This is a genomic window from Burkholderia pyrrocinia (genome assembly GCF_022809715.1).
Lineage (GTDB): Bacteria > Pseudomonadota > Gammaproteobacteria > Burkholderiales > Burkholderiaceae > Burkholderia > Burkholderia pyrrocinia_C.
On sequence record NZ_CP094459.1, the window covers coordinates 290,766 to 304,601 of the forward strand.

Annotated in this window: 12 protein-coding genes; 4 read left to right on the plus strand and 8 right to left on the minus strand. The window is 66.3% G+C overall.

The window, feature by feature from the left end; genetic code table 11:
• Window positions 1–58 precede the first annotated feature (58 nt).
• Window positions 59–631 (minus strand): flavodoxin family protein, encoded by a 573-nt coding sequence (locus MRS60_RS01290; protein ID WP_034183952.1) that lies wholly within the window; start codon window positions 629–631, stop codon window positions 59–61.
• On the opposite strand from MRS60_RS01290, the gene MRS60_RS01295 reads away from it, so the two are divergent.
• The gene (locus MRS60_RS01295) at window positions 615–875 is read left to right on the plus strand and encodes a hypothetical protein (protein WP_243565120.1); all 261 of its coding nucleotides are present in this window, start codon (window positions 615–617) and stop codon (window positions 873–875) included. The genes MRS60_RS01290 and MRS60_RS01295 overlap by 17 nt on opposite strands.
• On the opposite strand, the gene MRS60_RS01300 is transcribed toward MRS60_RS01295, so the two are convergent.
• Together MRS60_RS01300 and MRS60_RS01305 are read right to left on the minus strand one after the other, a co-directional pair.
• Entirely contained in the window at window positions 859–1,452 is a 594-nt protein-coding gene (locus MRS60_RS01300; RefSeq protein WP_034183953.1) for a YbhB/YbcL family Raf kinase inhibitor-like protein, read from the minus strand. The two genes, MRS60_RS01295 and MRS60_RS01300, sit on opposite strands and share 17 nt — an antisense overlap.
• A 240-nt stretch (window positions 1,453–1,692) precedes the next feature.
• Window positions 1,693–2,379 carry an orotate phosphoribosyltransferase gene (locus tag MRS60_RS01305; RefSeq protein WP_034183954.1) on the minus strand — a complete coding sequence of 229 codons (687 nt, stop codon included), beginning with the start codon at window positions 2,377–2,379 and terminating at the stop codon, window positions 1,693–1,695.
• A gap of 458 nt (window positions 2,380–2,837) precedes the next feature.
• Here MRS60_RS01305 and MRS60_RS01310 point away from each other — a divergent pair, with 458 nt between their 5' ends.
• Complete coding sequence (locus tag MRS60_RS01310) at window positions 2,838–5,108, plus strand: NADP-dependent malic enzyme (RefSeq protein WP_243565121.1); 2,271 nt, start codon at window positions 2,838–2,840, stop codon at window positions 5,106–5,108.
• 137 nt (window positions 5,109–5,245) lie between these two features.
• Here the strand turns inward: MRS60_RS01310 and MRS60_RS01315 are convergent, their stop codons facing one another.
• Window positions 5,246–8,836 carry an indolepyruvate ferredoxin oxidoreductase family protein gene (locus tag MRS60_RS01315; RefSeq protein ID WP_034183956.1) on the minus strand — a complete coding sequence of 1,197 codons (3,591 nt, stop codon included), beginning with the start codon at window positions 8,834–8,836 and terminating at the stop codon, window positions 5,246–5,248.
• A gap of 317 nt (window positions 8,837–9,153) precedes the next feature.
• Between MRS60_RS01315 and MRS60_RS01320 the strand changes: the two genes are divergently transcribed.
• Complete coding sequence (locus MRS60_RS01320; RefSeq protein WP_175748175.1) at window positions 9,154–9,348, plus strand: hypothetical protein; 195 nt, start codon at window positions 9,154–9,156, stop codon at window positions 9,346–9,348.
• Window positions 9,349–9,479: 131 nt separating this feature from the next.
• Here the strand turns inward: MRS60_RS01320 and hppD are convergent, their stop codons facing one another.
• Window positions 9,480–10,577 carry a 4-hydroxyphenylpyruvate dioxygenase gene (gene hppD / locus MRS60_RS01325; RefSeq protein WP_034183958.1) on the minus strand — a complete coding sequence of 366 codons (1,098 nt, stop codon included), beginning with the start codon at window positions 10,575–10,577 and terminating at the stop codon, window positions 9,480–9,482.
• Between the two features lie 213 nt (window positions 10,578–10,790).
• Here hppD and MRS60_RS01330 point away from each other — a divergent pair, with 213 nt between their 5' ends.
• Entirely contained in the window at window positions 10,791–11,315 is a 525-nt protein-coding gene (locus MRS60_RS01330) for an Lrp/AsnC family transcriptional regulator (RefSeq protein WP_011655746.1), read from the plus strand.
• 71 nt (window positions 11,316–11,386) lie between these two features.
• Here MRS60_RS01330 and MRS60_RS01335 read toward each other — a convergent pair whose 3' ends face one another.
• From MRS60_RS01335 to MRS60_RS01345, 3 genes are all read right to left on the minus strand, one after another.
• Window positions 11,387–12,034: a GNAT family N-acetyltransferase gene (locus MRS60_RS01335; protein WP_034183960.1), complete on the minus strand. Its 648-nt coding sequence runs from the start codon at window positions 12,032–12,034 to the stop codon at window positions 11,387–11,389.
• 244 nt (window positions 12,035–12,278) lie between these two features.
• Entirely contained in the window at window positions 12,279–12,884 is a 606-nt protein-coding gene (locus MRS60_RS01340) for a TetR/AcrR family transcriptional regulator (protein ID WP_027783292.1), read from the minus strand.
• A gap of 16 nt (window positions 12,885–12,900) precedes the next feature.
• Window positions 12,901–13,725: a DUF1835 domain-containing protein gene (locus MRS60_RS01345; RefSeq protein ID WP_217590166.1), complete on the minus strand. Its 825-nt coding sequence runs from the start codon at window positions 13,723–13,725 to the stop codon at window positions 12,901–12,903.
• Window positions 13,726–13,836 lie beyond the last annotated feature (111 nt).

A 13,836-nucleotide genomic window follows, 5' to 3' on the forward strand; every position in this document is an offset into this window, starting at 1 on the left:
GGCCGGCGGGCCGTCTTGTGTCCCTTTGATGCCTGCCGGCGCGGGCGCCGGGGCGGGCTCAGCGGGCGCCGGCGGTCCAGCGGGCCGTTGCTTCGGCGATGCGCCGGCCAAATACCTTCCCGGTCTCGAGGTCGCCCGGCAGCGGGCCTTCGTCGGGCGTCGCATCGGCCGGCGACTGCGCGAGCAGGCCCGTGGAGCCGCCGAGGTAGTTGATGTCGTTGCGCGTGGCCGCCTTCGAGTTGGCCGGCATCAGGCTCGTGCCGACCCACACCATCCCATGCTGCATCGACAGCGTGACGAAATATTGAATCGTCGAGAACTTGTCGCCGTTCATCGTCGCGGAGTTCGTGAAGCCCGCGGCGATCTTGTCCTTCCACTTCTGCGTGAACCACGCTTTCGACGTCGCGTCGGCAAACTGCTTGAACTGCGCCGACGGGCCGCCCATGTAGGTCGGCGCGCCGAAGACGATCGCGTCGGCCGCGTCGAGGGCGGCCCAGCCCGCGTCGTCGAGGTCGCCGACGGCGATCAGGCGTACGGCCGCGCCGGCGTCCTGCGCGCCCGCGTGAACGGCCTCGGCCAGTTTCTGCGTGTGACCGTAGCCGCTGTGATAGACGATGACGATGTTCGACATGAAGCGTTCTCCGGAAAGGGACGGGAACGGCGGCCGCAGCGGCCTGCCGCGTCACGCGTCGCCGGCGGGCGGCGCGACCGATGCGCGGCGTGTGATGCCGCGACCGGTGACGACGAGTCTAGCAAGCCGAAATGACGGGAAAACGCGCGCATGCGGCGCACTGAAATTCGCGGCGGCCGGCAAGCGCGGCGCGGCGGCGTGGCGTCGCGTGGTGCCCGCTACTGCCGTCACTGCCCGTAGCTGACCGTGAATTGCGCGCTGCCGATCGCGAGCGTGCCGATCTCGTGCTCGAACATCGGCGCGGGTCGGCCCTGCGCGATGCGCAGGTCGTCGCCCTTCAGCGCGTAGACGGTGATCACGTAGCGGTGCGGCTTGCCGGGCGGCGGGCATGGGCCGCCGTAGCCGTCGATCCCGAAGTCGTTGCGCGCCTCGATCGCGCCGATGCGCCGCAGGAAGCCGGACGCGCTCGCGTCGGCGGGCAGGCTCGTGACCGTGGCCGGGATGCCCGCCACGGCCCAGTGCCACCAGCCGCGCCCGGGCGCGTCGGGATCGAAGATCGTGACCGCGTAGCTGCGCGTGCCGGGCGGCGGGTTGTGCCACGCGAGCTGCGGCGAGTGGTTCTTGCCCTTGCAGTCGCCGCGGTCGAACACGTTCGCGGCGCGGACGGGGCCGCCGGGCGTCAGGTCGTCGCTCGACACGATGAACGGGCCTTCCGCATGAACGGGCAGCGCCGCGAAGACGGCGGTGCAAACGAGGAGAGCGATGAACGGAGACGGGCGACCCGATGGCGCAGGCGGAGTGATCCGGCGATCCACACGCATATGGCGCTTCTCCCGTCACGTGGGCCGGACCGATGCTCCCGGCGTTGTTGGCGTTGTGCGTTGCCCGCGTAGCTGATGGCGGCGATGGATCAAGTCTAGCATTAGGGTTCGATGAGCGATGCACACCGCGACCCGCGGTCGCGACCGGTTCTTGCGCGGAACGACGGACAAAAAAAAGCCGCCTGCGATGAAGCAGGCGGCTTTTTCAGCCGGGGCGCCGGCATGCATGCCGGCGCGGCGTCACTCCTGGGCGCCCGTCGCGCCGCCGTGCGCGGCCGACCACTCGGCCGGCGCGTGCAGGAATTTCTCGACTTCGTCGAGCGTCTTCGTCTCGAAGTAGCCCGAAGCCTTCGCGACGCGCAGCACGTCCCACCACGTCGCCAGCGCGTGCAGGTCGACGTCGATGTCCTTCAGGACCGACACGCTTTCCTTGAAGATGTCGTAGTGGAACAGCACGAAGCAGTGGTTCACCGTCGCGCCCGCGGTACGCAGCGCGTTGACGAAGTTGATCTTGCTGCGGCTGTCGGTCGTCAGGTCTTCCACCAGCAGCACGCGCGAGCCTTCTTCCAGATGGCCTTCGATCTGCGCGTTGCGGCCGAAACCCTTCGGCTTCTTGCGCACGTACTGCATCGGCACCATCATCCGGTCCGCGATCCATGCCGCGAACGGGATGCCGGCCGTCTCGCCGCCCGCCACCGCGTCGATCTGCTCGAAGCCGATGTCGCGCGTGATCGTCGTTTCCGCCATTTCCATCAGCGCACGGCGCACGCGCGGATACGAGATCAGCTTGCGGCAGTCGATATAGACGGGGCTTGCCCAGCCGGACGTGAAGATGAACGGTTTTTCGGCGTTGAAGTGCACCGCCTGCACTTCGAGCAGGATTTTGGCGGTCGTATCCGAGATCGACTGACGATCGTAGCCTGTCATGGGCATTCCTTGGGTGTTGAGCGAGGAGCGGGCGCGGGCCCGGTGGCGCAGCACGGGAACCCGGCCGGGGGCTGGGGGCGCGATCGGAAGGCCGATCGCATCGCTGCGCGCGTAGCCCACTATTTTACCCGATTCAGGCCGGTTTTCGGCGGAATTCGCGCGGGTTCGCGATGCCGCCCGCCACCGGCGAAACAAGCGGGGGCGGATCGCTCCGATGCGATGCCGGGGATGCGGCGCTGCACCAACATGTGTCATGCGCGGGGTGTACACTAGGCGACCCTTAGAAATCGTTCAGTACTTTGTACTTTCCTCTTGCCACCCGCCAAGGTTCGATGGCGTGCCGACCCGGCGCGTCGCGTGCCGTCTCGCAGTCGACCATCCCCTCGATTCAAGCAGACGCGGCCGAAGGTGCTGTGTACTGAACCGTCAAAATTTCGCATGTCTCTCGCAGGTCAATCATGGACGAACAACTGAAGCAGGCCGCTCTCGCTTATCACCTGAACCCGAAACCCGGCAAGATTTCGGTCACCCCGACCAAGCCGCTGTCGAACCAGCTCGATCTGTCGCTCGCGTATTCGCCGGGCGTCGCCGCCGCGTGCGAGGCGATCCACGCCGATCCGCTCGACGCGCAGAAGTACACGTCGCGCGGCAACCTCGTCGGCGTCATCACGAACGGCACGGCCGTGCTCGGTCTCGGCAACATCGGCCCGCTCGCCGCGAAGCCGGTGATGGAAGGCAAGGGCTGCCTCTTCAAGAAATTCGCGGGCATCGACGTGTTCGACATCGAACTGTCGGAGTCCGACCCCGACAAGCTCGTCGAGGCGATCGCGATGCTCGAGCCGACGCTCGGCGGCATCAACCTCGAGGACATCAAGGCGCCGGAATGCTTCTACATCGAGCAGAAGCTGCGCGAGCGCATGAAGATCCCCGTCTTCCACGACGACCAGCACGGCACCGCGATCATCGCGTCGGCCGCGATCCTGAACGGCCTGAAGGTCGTCGGCAAGAAGCTGTCCGAAGTGAAGCTCGTGTGCTCGGGCGCCGGCGCCGCGGCCATCGCGTGTCTGGACCTGCTGGTGAACCTCGGCCTGACGAAGTCGAACATCCTCGTCGCCGATTCGAAGGGCGTGATCTACGAAGGGCGCGGCAATCTCGATCCGTCGAAGCAGCGTTATGCGGCCACGACCGACGCGCGCACGCTCGCCGATGCGATCGTCGGCGCGGACGTGTTCCTCGGCTGCTCGAGCGCGGGCGTGCTGAAGCAGGATATGGTCAAGACGATGGGCGACCGGCCGCTGATCCTGGCGCTCGCGAACCCGGAACCGGAAATCCGCCCGGAAGACGCGAAGGCCGTGCGCCCGGACGCGATCGTCGCGACCGGCCGTTCGGACTACCCAAACCAGGTCAACAACGTGCTGTGCTTCCCGTTCATCTTCCGCGGCGCGCTCGACGTCGGCGCGACGACGATCACGGAAGAAATGAAGCTCGCGTGCGTGCGCGCGATCGCCGAGCTGGCCCAGGAAACCGACCAGAGCGAGGAAGTCGCGAAGGCGTATGAAGGCCACTCGCTCGAATTCGGGCCGGAATACCTGATTCCGAAGCCGTTCGACCCGCGCCTGATCATCAAGATCGCGCCGGCCGTCGCACAGGCCGCGATGGATTCGGGCGTCGCGACGCGTCCGATCCAGGACATGGACGCGTACCGCGAGCAGCTCGGCGCGACCGTCTACCGCACCGGCATGGTGATGCGCCCGGTGTTCGCGACCGCGAAGAAGAAGCAGGCCCGCATCGTGTTCGCCGAGGGCGAGGACGAGCGCGTGCTGCGCGCCGCGCAGTTCGTGCTGCAGGAAAAGATCGCACAGCCGATCATCGTCGGCCGTCCGTCGGTCATCGAGATGCGCCTGCAGAAGATCGGCTCGAAGCTGAAGGCCGGTGTCGATTTCGAGATCGTCAATCCGGAAGACGACACGCGCTATCACCGCTACTGGCAGGCGTACCACGACATCGCCGCGCGCGACGGCGTGACGCCGGAAGTCGCGAAGGCCGCGATGCGCAAGTTCAACACGCTGATCGGCGCGATGCTCGTGCACCTGGGCGACGCGGACGGGATGATCTGCGGGATGATCGACACGTTCCACAGCCACCTGAAGTTCATCGATCAGGTGCTGGGCCGTGCGAAGGGCGCCGAGCACTTCGCGGCGATGAACCTGCTGATGCTGCCGGGCCGCAACCTGTTCCTGTGCGACACGTACGTGAACGAGCAGCCGAGCGCCGAACAGCTCGCCGACATGACGATCCAGGCCGCGGCCGAGATCGAGCGCTTCGGCATCACGCCGAAGGCCGCGCTGCTGTCGAACTCGAACTTCGGCAGCGCGCCGTCGTCGTCGTCGCGCCGCATGGCCGAGGCTCGCAAGCTGATCGTCGAACGTGCGCCGAACCTGGAAGTCGACGGCGAAATGCACGGCGACGCGGCGCTGTCGGAAGTGATCCGCAAGCAGGCCTTCCCGGGCACGACGCTGTCGGGCGAAGCGAACCTGCTGATCATGCCGAACGTCGAAGCGGCGAACATCGCGTACAACCTGCTGAAGATGGTCGGCGGCGAAGGCGTGACGGTCGGCCCGTTCCTGCTCGGCGCGGCGCAGCCGGTCCACATCCTGACGCCGGCCGCGACCGTGCGCCGGATCATCAACATGACGGCCGTTGCCGCCGCGAACGTGAACACGAAGTAAGTTCGCGCCCGCGTGCGCCGCGCTTCAGGCGCGGCGCAATGAAAAACGCCACGGAACCTGCGTCCCGTGGCGTTTTTTTATCGTGAATCGCTACCGGCGCGGCGGGTGTCCGAGCTGCGAATGCCCGCCGCGCGCCGTTACGCGACCTGCTGGTGCGACTGGCCGCCCGCCGGCGAACGCCACTTCGCGAGCAGCGTGTTCCACTTCGTGCGAACCGCGCGCAGGTTGTTCTCCTTCACGTGGCCATAGCCGCGAATGCCGTCCGGCAGCGCCGCGAGCTCGAGTGCGAGCGGGCGGTTGGCCGCGTTCAGCCTGCCAAGTACTTCGCCGATCAGCGCTTCGTACTCGCCGATCAGCGCGCGCTCGGTGCGGCGTTCCTCGGTACGGCCGAACGGGTCGAGCCCCGTGCCGCGCAGGAACTTCGCCTTCGCGAGCAGCCGGAACGCCGACATCATCCACGGGCCGTACGCCTTCTTCACGAGATGGCCGTGCGCGTCCGTCTTCGCGAACAGCGGCGGCGCGAGGTGGAACTTCAGCTTCCAGTCGCCTTCGAACTGCGCGGACAGGCGCGCGAGGAACGCCGGATCGGACTGCAGCCGCGCGACCTCGTATTCGTCCTTGTACGCCATCAGCTTGAACAGGTTGCGCGCGACCGCTTCGGTCAGTTGCTCCTGCATCGTGTCGCCGTCCGCCAGCGCGCGCTCGGCCGCGCGCACCTTGTCGACGAACGCCGCATAACGCGATGCGTACGCGGCGTTCTGGTACGCGGTGAGGAATTCCACGCGCTTCGCGATCAACGCGTCGACCGCCTTCTTCGTGTGCAGCGCGATCACCGTGGCGCCTTGCGCGGGGCGCGCATCGCCGGCCGCGGCCTGCTTCACGCTCGCCAGGTCGTATGCGGCGCGCCGGCCCCAGTCGAAGGCCGCGCGGTTCTTCTCCACCGACACGGCGTTCAGCTCGATCGCGCGTTCGAGCGACGCGAGCGTGAGCGGCAGCCAGCCTTTCTGCCATGCGTAGCCGAGCACGAACGGGTTCGTGTAGATCGCGTCGCCGAGCAGCGCGACCGCGAAGCGGTTCGCGTCGATGAAATCGACGGCAACGCCTGCCGCCGCGCGGATGTCGTTCTCCGCGGACACGCCGGGGAACGCCCAGTTCGGGTTCTTGATGAACTCGGCGGTCGGCGTCTGCGCGCTGTTGACGACCACGCGCGTCGCATCGTGCCGCATCCGCGACGTGCACTCGTCGCCGGCCGTGACGATCGCGTCGCAGCCGATCACGAGGTCGGCTTCGCCCATTGCGATCCTCGTCGCGTGGATGTCGGTCGGCGCATGCGAGATCTGCACGTGGCTCATCACGGCGCCGCCTTTCTGCGCGAGGCCCGTGACGTCGAGCACGGTCACGCCCTTGTTCTCAAGGTGCGCGGCCATCCCGAGCAGTGCGCCGATCGTGACGACGCCCGTGCCGCCGACGCCCGTGACGAGCACGCCGTACGCGCGGTCGATGTCCGGCAGCGTCGGTTCCGGGATCGGCGGCAGCGCAGCGCCGTCGACCGAAACCGCCTTCGGCTTCTTCAACTGGCCGCCCTCGACCGTGACGAAACTCGGGCAGAAGCCCTTCACGCACGAAAAGTCCTTGTTGCAGCTCGACTGGTTGATCTGGCGCTTCGTGCCGAACTCGGTTTCCAGCGGCTCGACCGACAGGCAGTTCGACTGCACCGAGCAGTCGCCGCAGCCTTCGCATACCGCTTCGTTGATCACGACGCGCTTGGCCGGGTCCGGATAGGTGCCGCGCTTGCGACGGCGGCGCTTCTCGGTTGCGCAGGTCTGGTCGTAGATCAGGATCGTCGTGCCGGCGATCTCGCGCAGCTCGCGCTGCACGTCGTCGAGCTGGTCGCGGTGATGGATCGTCACGCCCGGCGCGAGCAGCGCCTTCTGGCTGTCGTACTTCTCCGGCTCGTCGGTGACGATCACGATCTTCTTCGCGCCTTCGGACGCGAGCTGGTGCGTGATCTGCGGCACCGTCAGCACGCCGTCGACCGGCTGGCCGCCCGTCATCGCGACCGCATCGTTGTAGAGGATCTTGTAGGTGATGTTCGCCTTCGACGAGATCGCCGCGCGCACCGCCAGCAGGCCCGAGTGGAAATAGGTGCCGTCGCCGAGGTTCGCGAACACGTGCTTCTCGTCCGTGAACGGCGCCTGGCCGATCCACGGCACGCCTTCGCCGCCCATCTGGCTGAAGGTGCTGGTGCTGCGGTCCATCCACACGGTCATGTAGTGGCAGCCGATGCCGGCGATCGCGCGCGAGCCTTCCGGCACGTTGGTCGACGTGTTGTGCGGGCAGCCCGAGCAGAACCACGGCTTGCGCTCGGTCTGCACGTGCGGCTTCGCGAGCGCCATTTCCTTCGCGTTGATCACCGCGAGCCGCGCGGCGATGCGCGCGCGCACGTCGGACGGCAGCTCGAACTTCTCGAGGCGCGTCGCGATCGCCTTCGCGATGATCGCGGGCGACAGTTCGTAGTGCGCGGGCAGCAGCCAGTTGCCCATCGGCACCGACCATTCGCCGCCGGCGCCGTCCTTCTCGTCGAACTTGCCGAACACGCGCGGCCGCTGCGCGTCGGGCCAGTTGTACAACTCTTCCTTGATCGCGTATTCGAGGATCTGGCGCTTTTCCTCGACGACGAGGATTTCGTCGAGGCCGCGCGCGAATGCCTGCGCGCCCTGCGCTTCGAGCGGCCATACGCAGCCGACCTTGTAGAGCCGGATGCCGATCCGCGCGCAGGTTTCGTCGTCGAGGCCGAGGTCGGTCAGCGCCTGGCGCACGTCGAGGTACGCCTTGCCGCCGGTCATGATCCCGAAGCGCGCGCTCGGCGAATCGATCTCGATCCGGTCGAGCTTGTTCGCGCGCACATAGGCGAGCGCCGCGTACCACTTGTAGTCGAGCAGCCGCGCTTCCTGCACGAGCGGCGGGTCGGGCCAGCGGATGTTCAGACCGCCGTCCGGCATGATGAAGTCGGTCGGCAGCACGATCTCGGTGCGATGCGGGTCGATGTCGACCGACGCCGACGATTCGACGACGTCCGTCACGCACTTGAGCGCGACCCACAGGCCCGAGTAGCGGCTCATCGCCCAGCCGTGCAGGCCGAAATCGAGATATTCCTGCACGTTGGACGGGAACAGCACGGGCAGCCCGCAGGCCTTGAAGATGTGCTCGGACTGGTGCGCGAGCGTCGACGATTTCGCCGCGTGGTCGTCGCCGGCGAGCACCAGCACGCCGCCGTGCTGCGACGAGCCGGCCGAGTTCGCGTGCTTGAAGACGTCGCCGGTGCGGTCGACACCCGGGCCTTTGCCGTACCACATACCGAACACGCCGTCGTGCTTCGCGCCGGGGTACAGGTTCACCTGCTGCGAGCCCCACACGGCGGTGGCGGCGAGATCTTCGTTGATGCCGGGCTGGAAGACGATCTGGTGGGCCGCCAGGTACTGCTTGGCCTTCCAGAGCGACAGATCGAGGCCGCCGAGCGGCGAGCCGCGATAGCCGGAGATGAAGCCGGCCGTGTTGAGACCGGCGGCGCGGTCGCGTTCCTGCTGGAGCATCGGCAGGCGCACGAGGGCCTGGATGCCGCTCATGTACGCGCGGCCGCGTTCCAGTGTGTATTTGTCATCAAGCGTGACGGACTTCAGCGCGGCTTCTAGCGACGCGCGTTGGCCTGCGTCTAGCGGGGCATTCATTAACAGTCTCCTCCACCCAGTTTGGGATCACCAAAACTCGACTGCTCCGGCGTCTTGTGAACGCGTCGACAGTGGCCGGCATATTGGCCGGTTTTAAGCGATGGTAGCACTGGGGCAAACCCGCCGCCCATCGGCCGGAATGCGGCGGCGCACCAGGAAAAAGGGCTTGACCATGCGTTACATCATGTAAATGCATGTAAAGCCGGCTCCATCTGCGGGCAAATGCCGTTAATCTTGTCGGCCTGCCGGAGGTGCCCGGCCGCGTTGGTTCGTTTCGACGCAATCGGGGAGGCGCCGGCAGTTTTACAGGAGGTGCAATGAACACACGTCATATCCAGAGTTTCCTGATCGTGTCCGCCGCGTTTTTCGCGATGACCGGCCCGGTGCGCGCGCAAGGCGCGAGCGCACTGGCGGCAGCCGGCGTGCAGATGCGTCAGATCGTGCCGGCCCAGGATGCCGTCGCGCAGCCGGCGGCAGAATGCGTCGTCGAGTCCAAGGCGAACGCGCGTTGATCCGGTCGCGCGGCCGGCAGGCCGCGCCGGAATGTGAAAAGGGCGGGAATCGTCGGATTCCCGCCCTTTTTTTTGTGCCGCCGGATCGTGCGGCCGGCCCGGTTGCCTCGGGCCGCCGCTCGCCGGACGCGTCAGGCCTTGTCCTGCACGACGCCGCGGCGGATCTGGTCGAGCTCGATCGATTCGAACAGCGCCTTGAAGTTGCCTTCGCCGAAGCCCTGGTTGCCCTTGCGCTGGATGATCTCGAAGAAGATCGGCCCGATCTGGTTCTCGGTGAAGATCTGCAGCAGCAGGTCGTCGCGCGCGCCGTCGATCAGGATCTTGCGCTTCTTCAGCTCGTCCAGCGATTCGCCGTGGTTCGGCACGCGGCGGTCGACGAGCTCGTAATACGTGTCGATCGTGTCGAGCAGCTTCACTTCCTTGCCGCGCAGGCCGTCGACCGCGCCGTAGATGTCGTTCGTGCCGAGCGCGATGTGCTGGATGCCTTCGCCGTGGTACGCGTCGAGGTATTCCTGGATCTGGCCGGCCGTGTCCGAGCCTTCCTCGTTGATCGGAATGCGGATCTTGCCGCACGGCGACGTCATCGCCTTCGACTTCACGCCCGTCACCTTGCCTTCGATGTCGAAGTAGCGCACTTCGCGGAAGTTGAACAGGCGTTCGTAGAACTCGGCCCATTCCTGCATGCGGCCGCGATGCACGTTGTGCGTCAGGTGGTCGATGTAGGTGAGGCCGTGACCGACCGGGTTCGGGTTCGCGCCGGCGATCGGCTCGAAGTCGACGTCATAGATGCTGATGTCGCCGATCGCGCCCGGTTGTGCGCCGTTCTTGCCGCGCCAGCGGTCGACGAAGTAGATCAGCGAATCGCCGATGCCCTTGATCGCCGGAATGTTCAGCTCCATCGGGCCCGTCTTGTTGTCGAAGCCCCATGCGCCGAGTTCGAGCGCGTGCTTGTATGCCTTCGCGGCGTCCTGCACGCGGAATGCGATCGCGCAGATCGACGGGCCGTGCAGGCGCGCGAAGCGTTGCGCGAACGAATCGGGTTCGGCGTTGATGATGAAGTTGATGTCGCCCTGGCGGTAGACCGTCACGTCCTTGTGGCGGTGGCGCGCGATCGCGGTGAAACCCATCCGTTCGAACAGTTGTCCGAGCGCTTTCGGGTCCGGCGCCGTGTATTCGATGAATTCGAAGCCGTCGGTGCCGACGGGGTTGTCCCAGTTGGGGATCTGCATGTCGTGTCTCCTGTGCGGGGCGATCGGCCGGGGCGACGTGCGCGTGCCCGGCCCGGTTCGATGTCGAAGGCGGCGCACGCGTCGGCGTGCGCAACGAATCGGTACGTGCGACAAAGTGTAGCGGGCGGCCGCGAGCGGAAACTTGCGAACTTAATCGTCCGTGCCTACGATGACGCAATTTCCAGTCTCTAAACAATCATTGGAGGGCAGAAGATGGCGCAAGCCGAATTGGATGCCATCGACCGGCGGATCCTCGCGATTCTTCAGGAGAACGGGCGCCTGTCGAACCAGGAGATCGCCGAACGCGTGAACCTGTCGCCGAGCCCGTGCCTGCGGCGGATCCGGCGGCTCGAGGAGATCGGCGTGATCACCGGCTATGTCGCGCTGCTGGATCCGCAGAAGCTCGGGCTCGACCTGCTCGCGTACGTGAGCGTGCGGCTCGAGAAGCGCGGCGGCCTGGCGCCGGTGCGGGCCGACGAGACGTCGGCCCGCGCGGGCGCGACCCACGCGGAGCTGTTTCGCGCGGCCGTGCAGACCTGGCCGGAAGTGGTCGCGTGCCACGCGATGACGGGAGACATGGATTACCTGCTGCGCGTGCAGGTCGAGGACATGGCGCATTTCTCCCGCTTCGTGCAGGAGCACTTGCTGCATCACCCGTCGGTGATCGACGTGAAGACGAGCTTTTCGCTCGAATGCTTCAAGGAGACGACGGCGTTGCCGATTCGTTCGGTGCGCTAGCGCGCGCCGATGGCGGAGGAAGGGGAAAAGGGGGCCGGGCGTGCCGCAGCAGCGCGCCCGGTCGGCCGATGTTACGCCGTCAGCGCGGCCGGCATCAGCGATTCGATGAACTTCGACGTGCGGTGCGCCTGGCGCTTGAGCGCGTAGTCGAACACCGCGGCCTGTTCCTGCAGCATCTCGGCGATGATCGTCGAGTGGTCGGCCGGCGGCAGCGACAGGTACGCATCGGCTTCGCCGTACGCGTACTCGATGCGCATCCCGGATTTCTTCGCGATGTGCATCATCGTCGCGTTACGCGACAGGCAGTGCATGTACAGCATCGTCACGTGCGTGTTGCGGCTGCGGATCGCCGCGCGCTCGAACAGCTTCGAGCCGACGCCGCGGCCGCGTGCGCTTTCGAGCACCGACACGCCGAATTCGGCCGTGCGCTTGTCGCCCTCGGCCGGCAGGTAGGCCAGGTGGCCGACGCCGATCAGTTCGAGTTCGTGGTCGAACACGCCGAACACGGTGTCGCGACCGAAGTCGATCGTGCGGACATAGTTCTCGATCACGTGATCGGGCACCATCTGGCCGAAGCGCAGCAGGCGGTCCTCTTCGTCGAGCGAGAGAAAGTGGGTGAGCATCTGCTCACGGTCTTTGGAAGCCAGTTCCCTGACGAGAACCGGCGCACTACCGGCGGTGCCGACGACATCGGCATTGCCGTTCAATTGCGTGTTCATCGTGGGTTCCTCAATATGTGACCGTACAGCGGGTTGTGCAACGCAACAGCATTTTACCCGACCGTCGGCCCCTGGATTGGGGAAAACCCGTATTTAACCTTATTTATGCTGGAGGATGAATTCTAAATCCGCTTAGTTAATCATGTATCTATTTGATTTTTAACGGATTTAAAATTCATCATATGAAATGCGCGACGGGCCGCCGCAGTGTGCCCGTCCTGCAACGCTTGCTGCTGTGCGGCAATCAGGCCGCCGTCGACAGCCCGCGTTCGATCAGGTCGATCACCTGCTCGGCGAAGTCGCGGTAGCCGAGACGGCCGCCCGGCTTCAGCCACGTGAACGTCCAGTTGATCATCCCGAACACCATCATCGTCACGGATGTCTGGTTTTCCTTCGAGATACGGTCAGGGTACGCGCGCGCGAGCTGCCGCGTGAACGCTGCGACGATATCGCGCTGGCGGTCGAGCACGATCTCGCGCTGCGCGTCCTCGAGGTACTTCACGTCGTTGAGCAGCGCGACGTGACGGCTGTGCGACGTCTCGTATTCGGAGAGGAACGCGCGCACGAGCTCCGCGAACGCGTCGCGCTCGCTGAGGCCGCGCCGCTGGCTCGCCCCTTCGACCTCGGCGATGATCAGCATCAGCCGCTTCGTGTAGCGGTCGAGCAGGTCGAACAGGATCGCTTCCTTGCTCTCGTAATAGTGATAAAGGCGTGCCTTCGACGTGCCGCTCGCGGTCGCGAGATCGGACATCGACGTGCTCGGGTAGCTCGTCTGCGCGAATTTCTCGGCGGCGAGATCGAGGATCTGCTCACGCTGGGATTCGTGGTCGGGCGCTCGGGTACGGGCCATGGTCGAATGCGGAAGATTAGCGGTGCGCGGTGGCCGCGCGGGCCGCGCGCACCTGCGTGAAAGAGAGGGCGGCGGGCGCGTCGTCCTGCAGCTCGAGCCGGCCGGCCGCCGCGAGTTCGCGGCAGCGCCACCAGGCGATCGAGTCGCTGACGAACAGGCTGCCGCGGTCGGCGTCGGCCATGATGCTGCCGACGAGGCGCCGCGCGGGCAGCCAGTCGGTTTCCGCGCGCGCGACGATCAGCGCGTCGAGATCGGCGTAGTAGCCGCTCTTGATCGTGTTACTGACCCAATAGCGAAGTTCGGCGTTCAGGTGCTTCGCTTCCTGCCATTCGAGCGCGAGGCGGCCGATCCGCAGCACCGAGATCGGCGCGGCCGCCGGCCGTTTCCGCGCCAGTTCCGCGGGCGAGAACATCCCGGTCGAGCATGCCTGGTCGGTGCGCGACAACGATGCGCGTTGCGCCGAGTCGAGATCGGCGGCCGACAGCCGCACTTCGTTCAGGCGCTGCGGGACATTGCGCAGGTGATAGGCGACGCGGCGCAGCAGCAGCTTGTCGCCGACGCTCGGCGCGTGCCACACGACCACCTGGCCCGCATCCATCGCGAGCTGGTCGAGGCGCGCGAATTCGTCTTCGATTTCCGCGTTCCAGTCGGGGATCTGGTCGCCGAGCACGCGCTCCCAGAAGGCGGCGCGCGTGTCGGGCGTCTCGTCGGCGCCCTTCAGCGGCCCGACGCCGAGATCGTCGAGCAATCCGACGACGCGTTCGTCGCGTCCGGCTTGCGCGAGTGCCTCGCTCAGCGACGCGGCGGCGGTGCCGCCCTGAATCACATGAATGGTACTCATCGGCCTGTCGTCAACAAAAGAAAGCCGCCGGCCGGGCGGACGTTGCGATGTCCAGCCGGCCGGCGGCCCCTAGTGTAAGCGAGATGTGTGACGGCGAGAAACCGTCCGGCG

What these genes read in the sequence shown, in the direction of transcription:
- MRS60_RS01295 (WP_243565120.1), top strand. Translation starts at nt 615, where the DNA reads ATGACGATGTTCGACATGAAGCGTTCTCCGGAAAGGGACGGGAACGGC.
- MRS60_RS01290 (WP_034183952.1), bottom strand. Translation starts at nt 631, where the DNA reads ATGTCGAACATCGTCATCGTCTATCACAGCGGCTACGGTCACACGCAG.
- MRS60_RS01300 (WP_034183953.1), bottom strand. Translation starts at nt 1,452, where the DNA reads ATGCGTGTGGATCGCCGGATCACTCCGCCTGCGCCATCGGGTCGCCCG.
- MRS60_RS01305 (WP_034183954.1), bottom strand. Translation starts at nt 2,379, where the DNA reads ATGACAGGCTACGATCGTCAGTCGATCTCGGATACGACCGCCAAAATC.
- MRS60_RS01310 (WP_243565121.1), top strand. Translation starts at nt 2,838, where the DNA reads ATGGACGAACAACTGAAGCAGGCCGCTCTCGCTTATCACCTGAACCCG.
- MRS60_RS01315 (WP_034183956.1), bottom strand. Translation starts at nt 8,836, where the DNA reads ATGAATGCCCCGCTAGACGCAGGCCAACGCGCGTCGCTAGAAGCCGCG.
- MRS60_RS01320 (WP_175748175.1), top strand. Translation starts at nt 9,154, where the DNA reads ATGAACACACGTCATATCCAGAGTTTCCTGATCGTGTCCGCCGCGTTT.
- hppD (WP_034183958.1), bottom strand. Translation starts at nt 10,577, where the DNA reads ATGCAGATCCCCAACTGGGACAACCCCGTCGGCACCGACGGCTTCGAA.
- MRS60_RS01330 (WP_011655746.1), top strand. Translation starts at nt 10,791, where the DNA reads ATGGCGCAAGCCGAATTGGATGCCATCGACCGGCGGATCCTCGCGATT.
- MRS60_RS01335 (WP_034183960.1), bottom strand. Translation starts at nt 12,034, where the DNA reads ATGAACACGCAATTGAACGGCAATGCCGATGTCGTCGGCACCGCCGGT.
- MRS60_RS01340 (WP_027783292.1), bottom strand. Translation starts at nt 12,884, where the DNA reads ATGGCCCGTACCCGAGCGCCCGACCACGAATCCCAGCGTGAGCAGATC.
- MRS60_RS01345 (WP_217590166.1), bottom strand. Translation starts at nt 13,725, where the DNA reads ATGAGTACCATTCATGTGATTCAGGGCGGCACCGCCGCCGCGTCGCTG.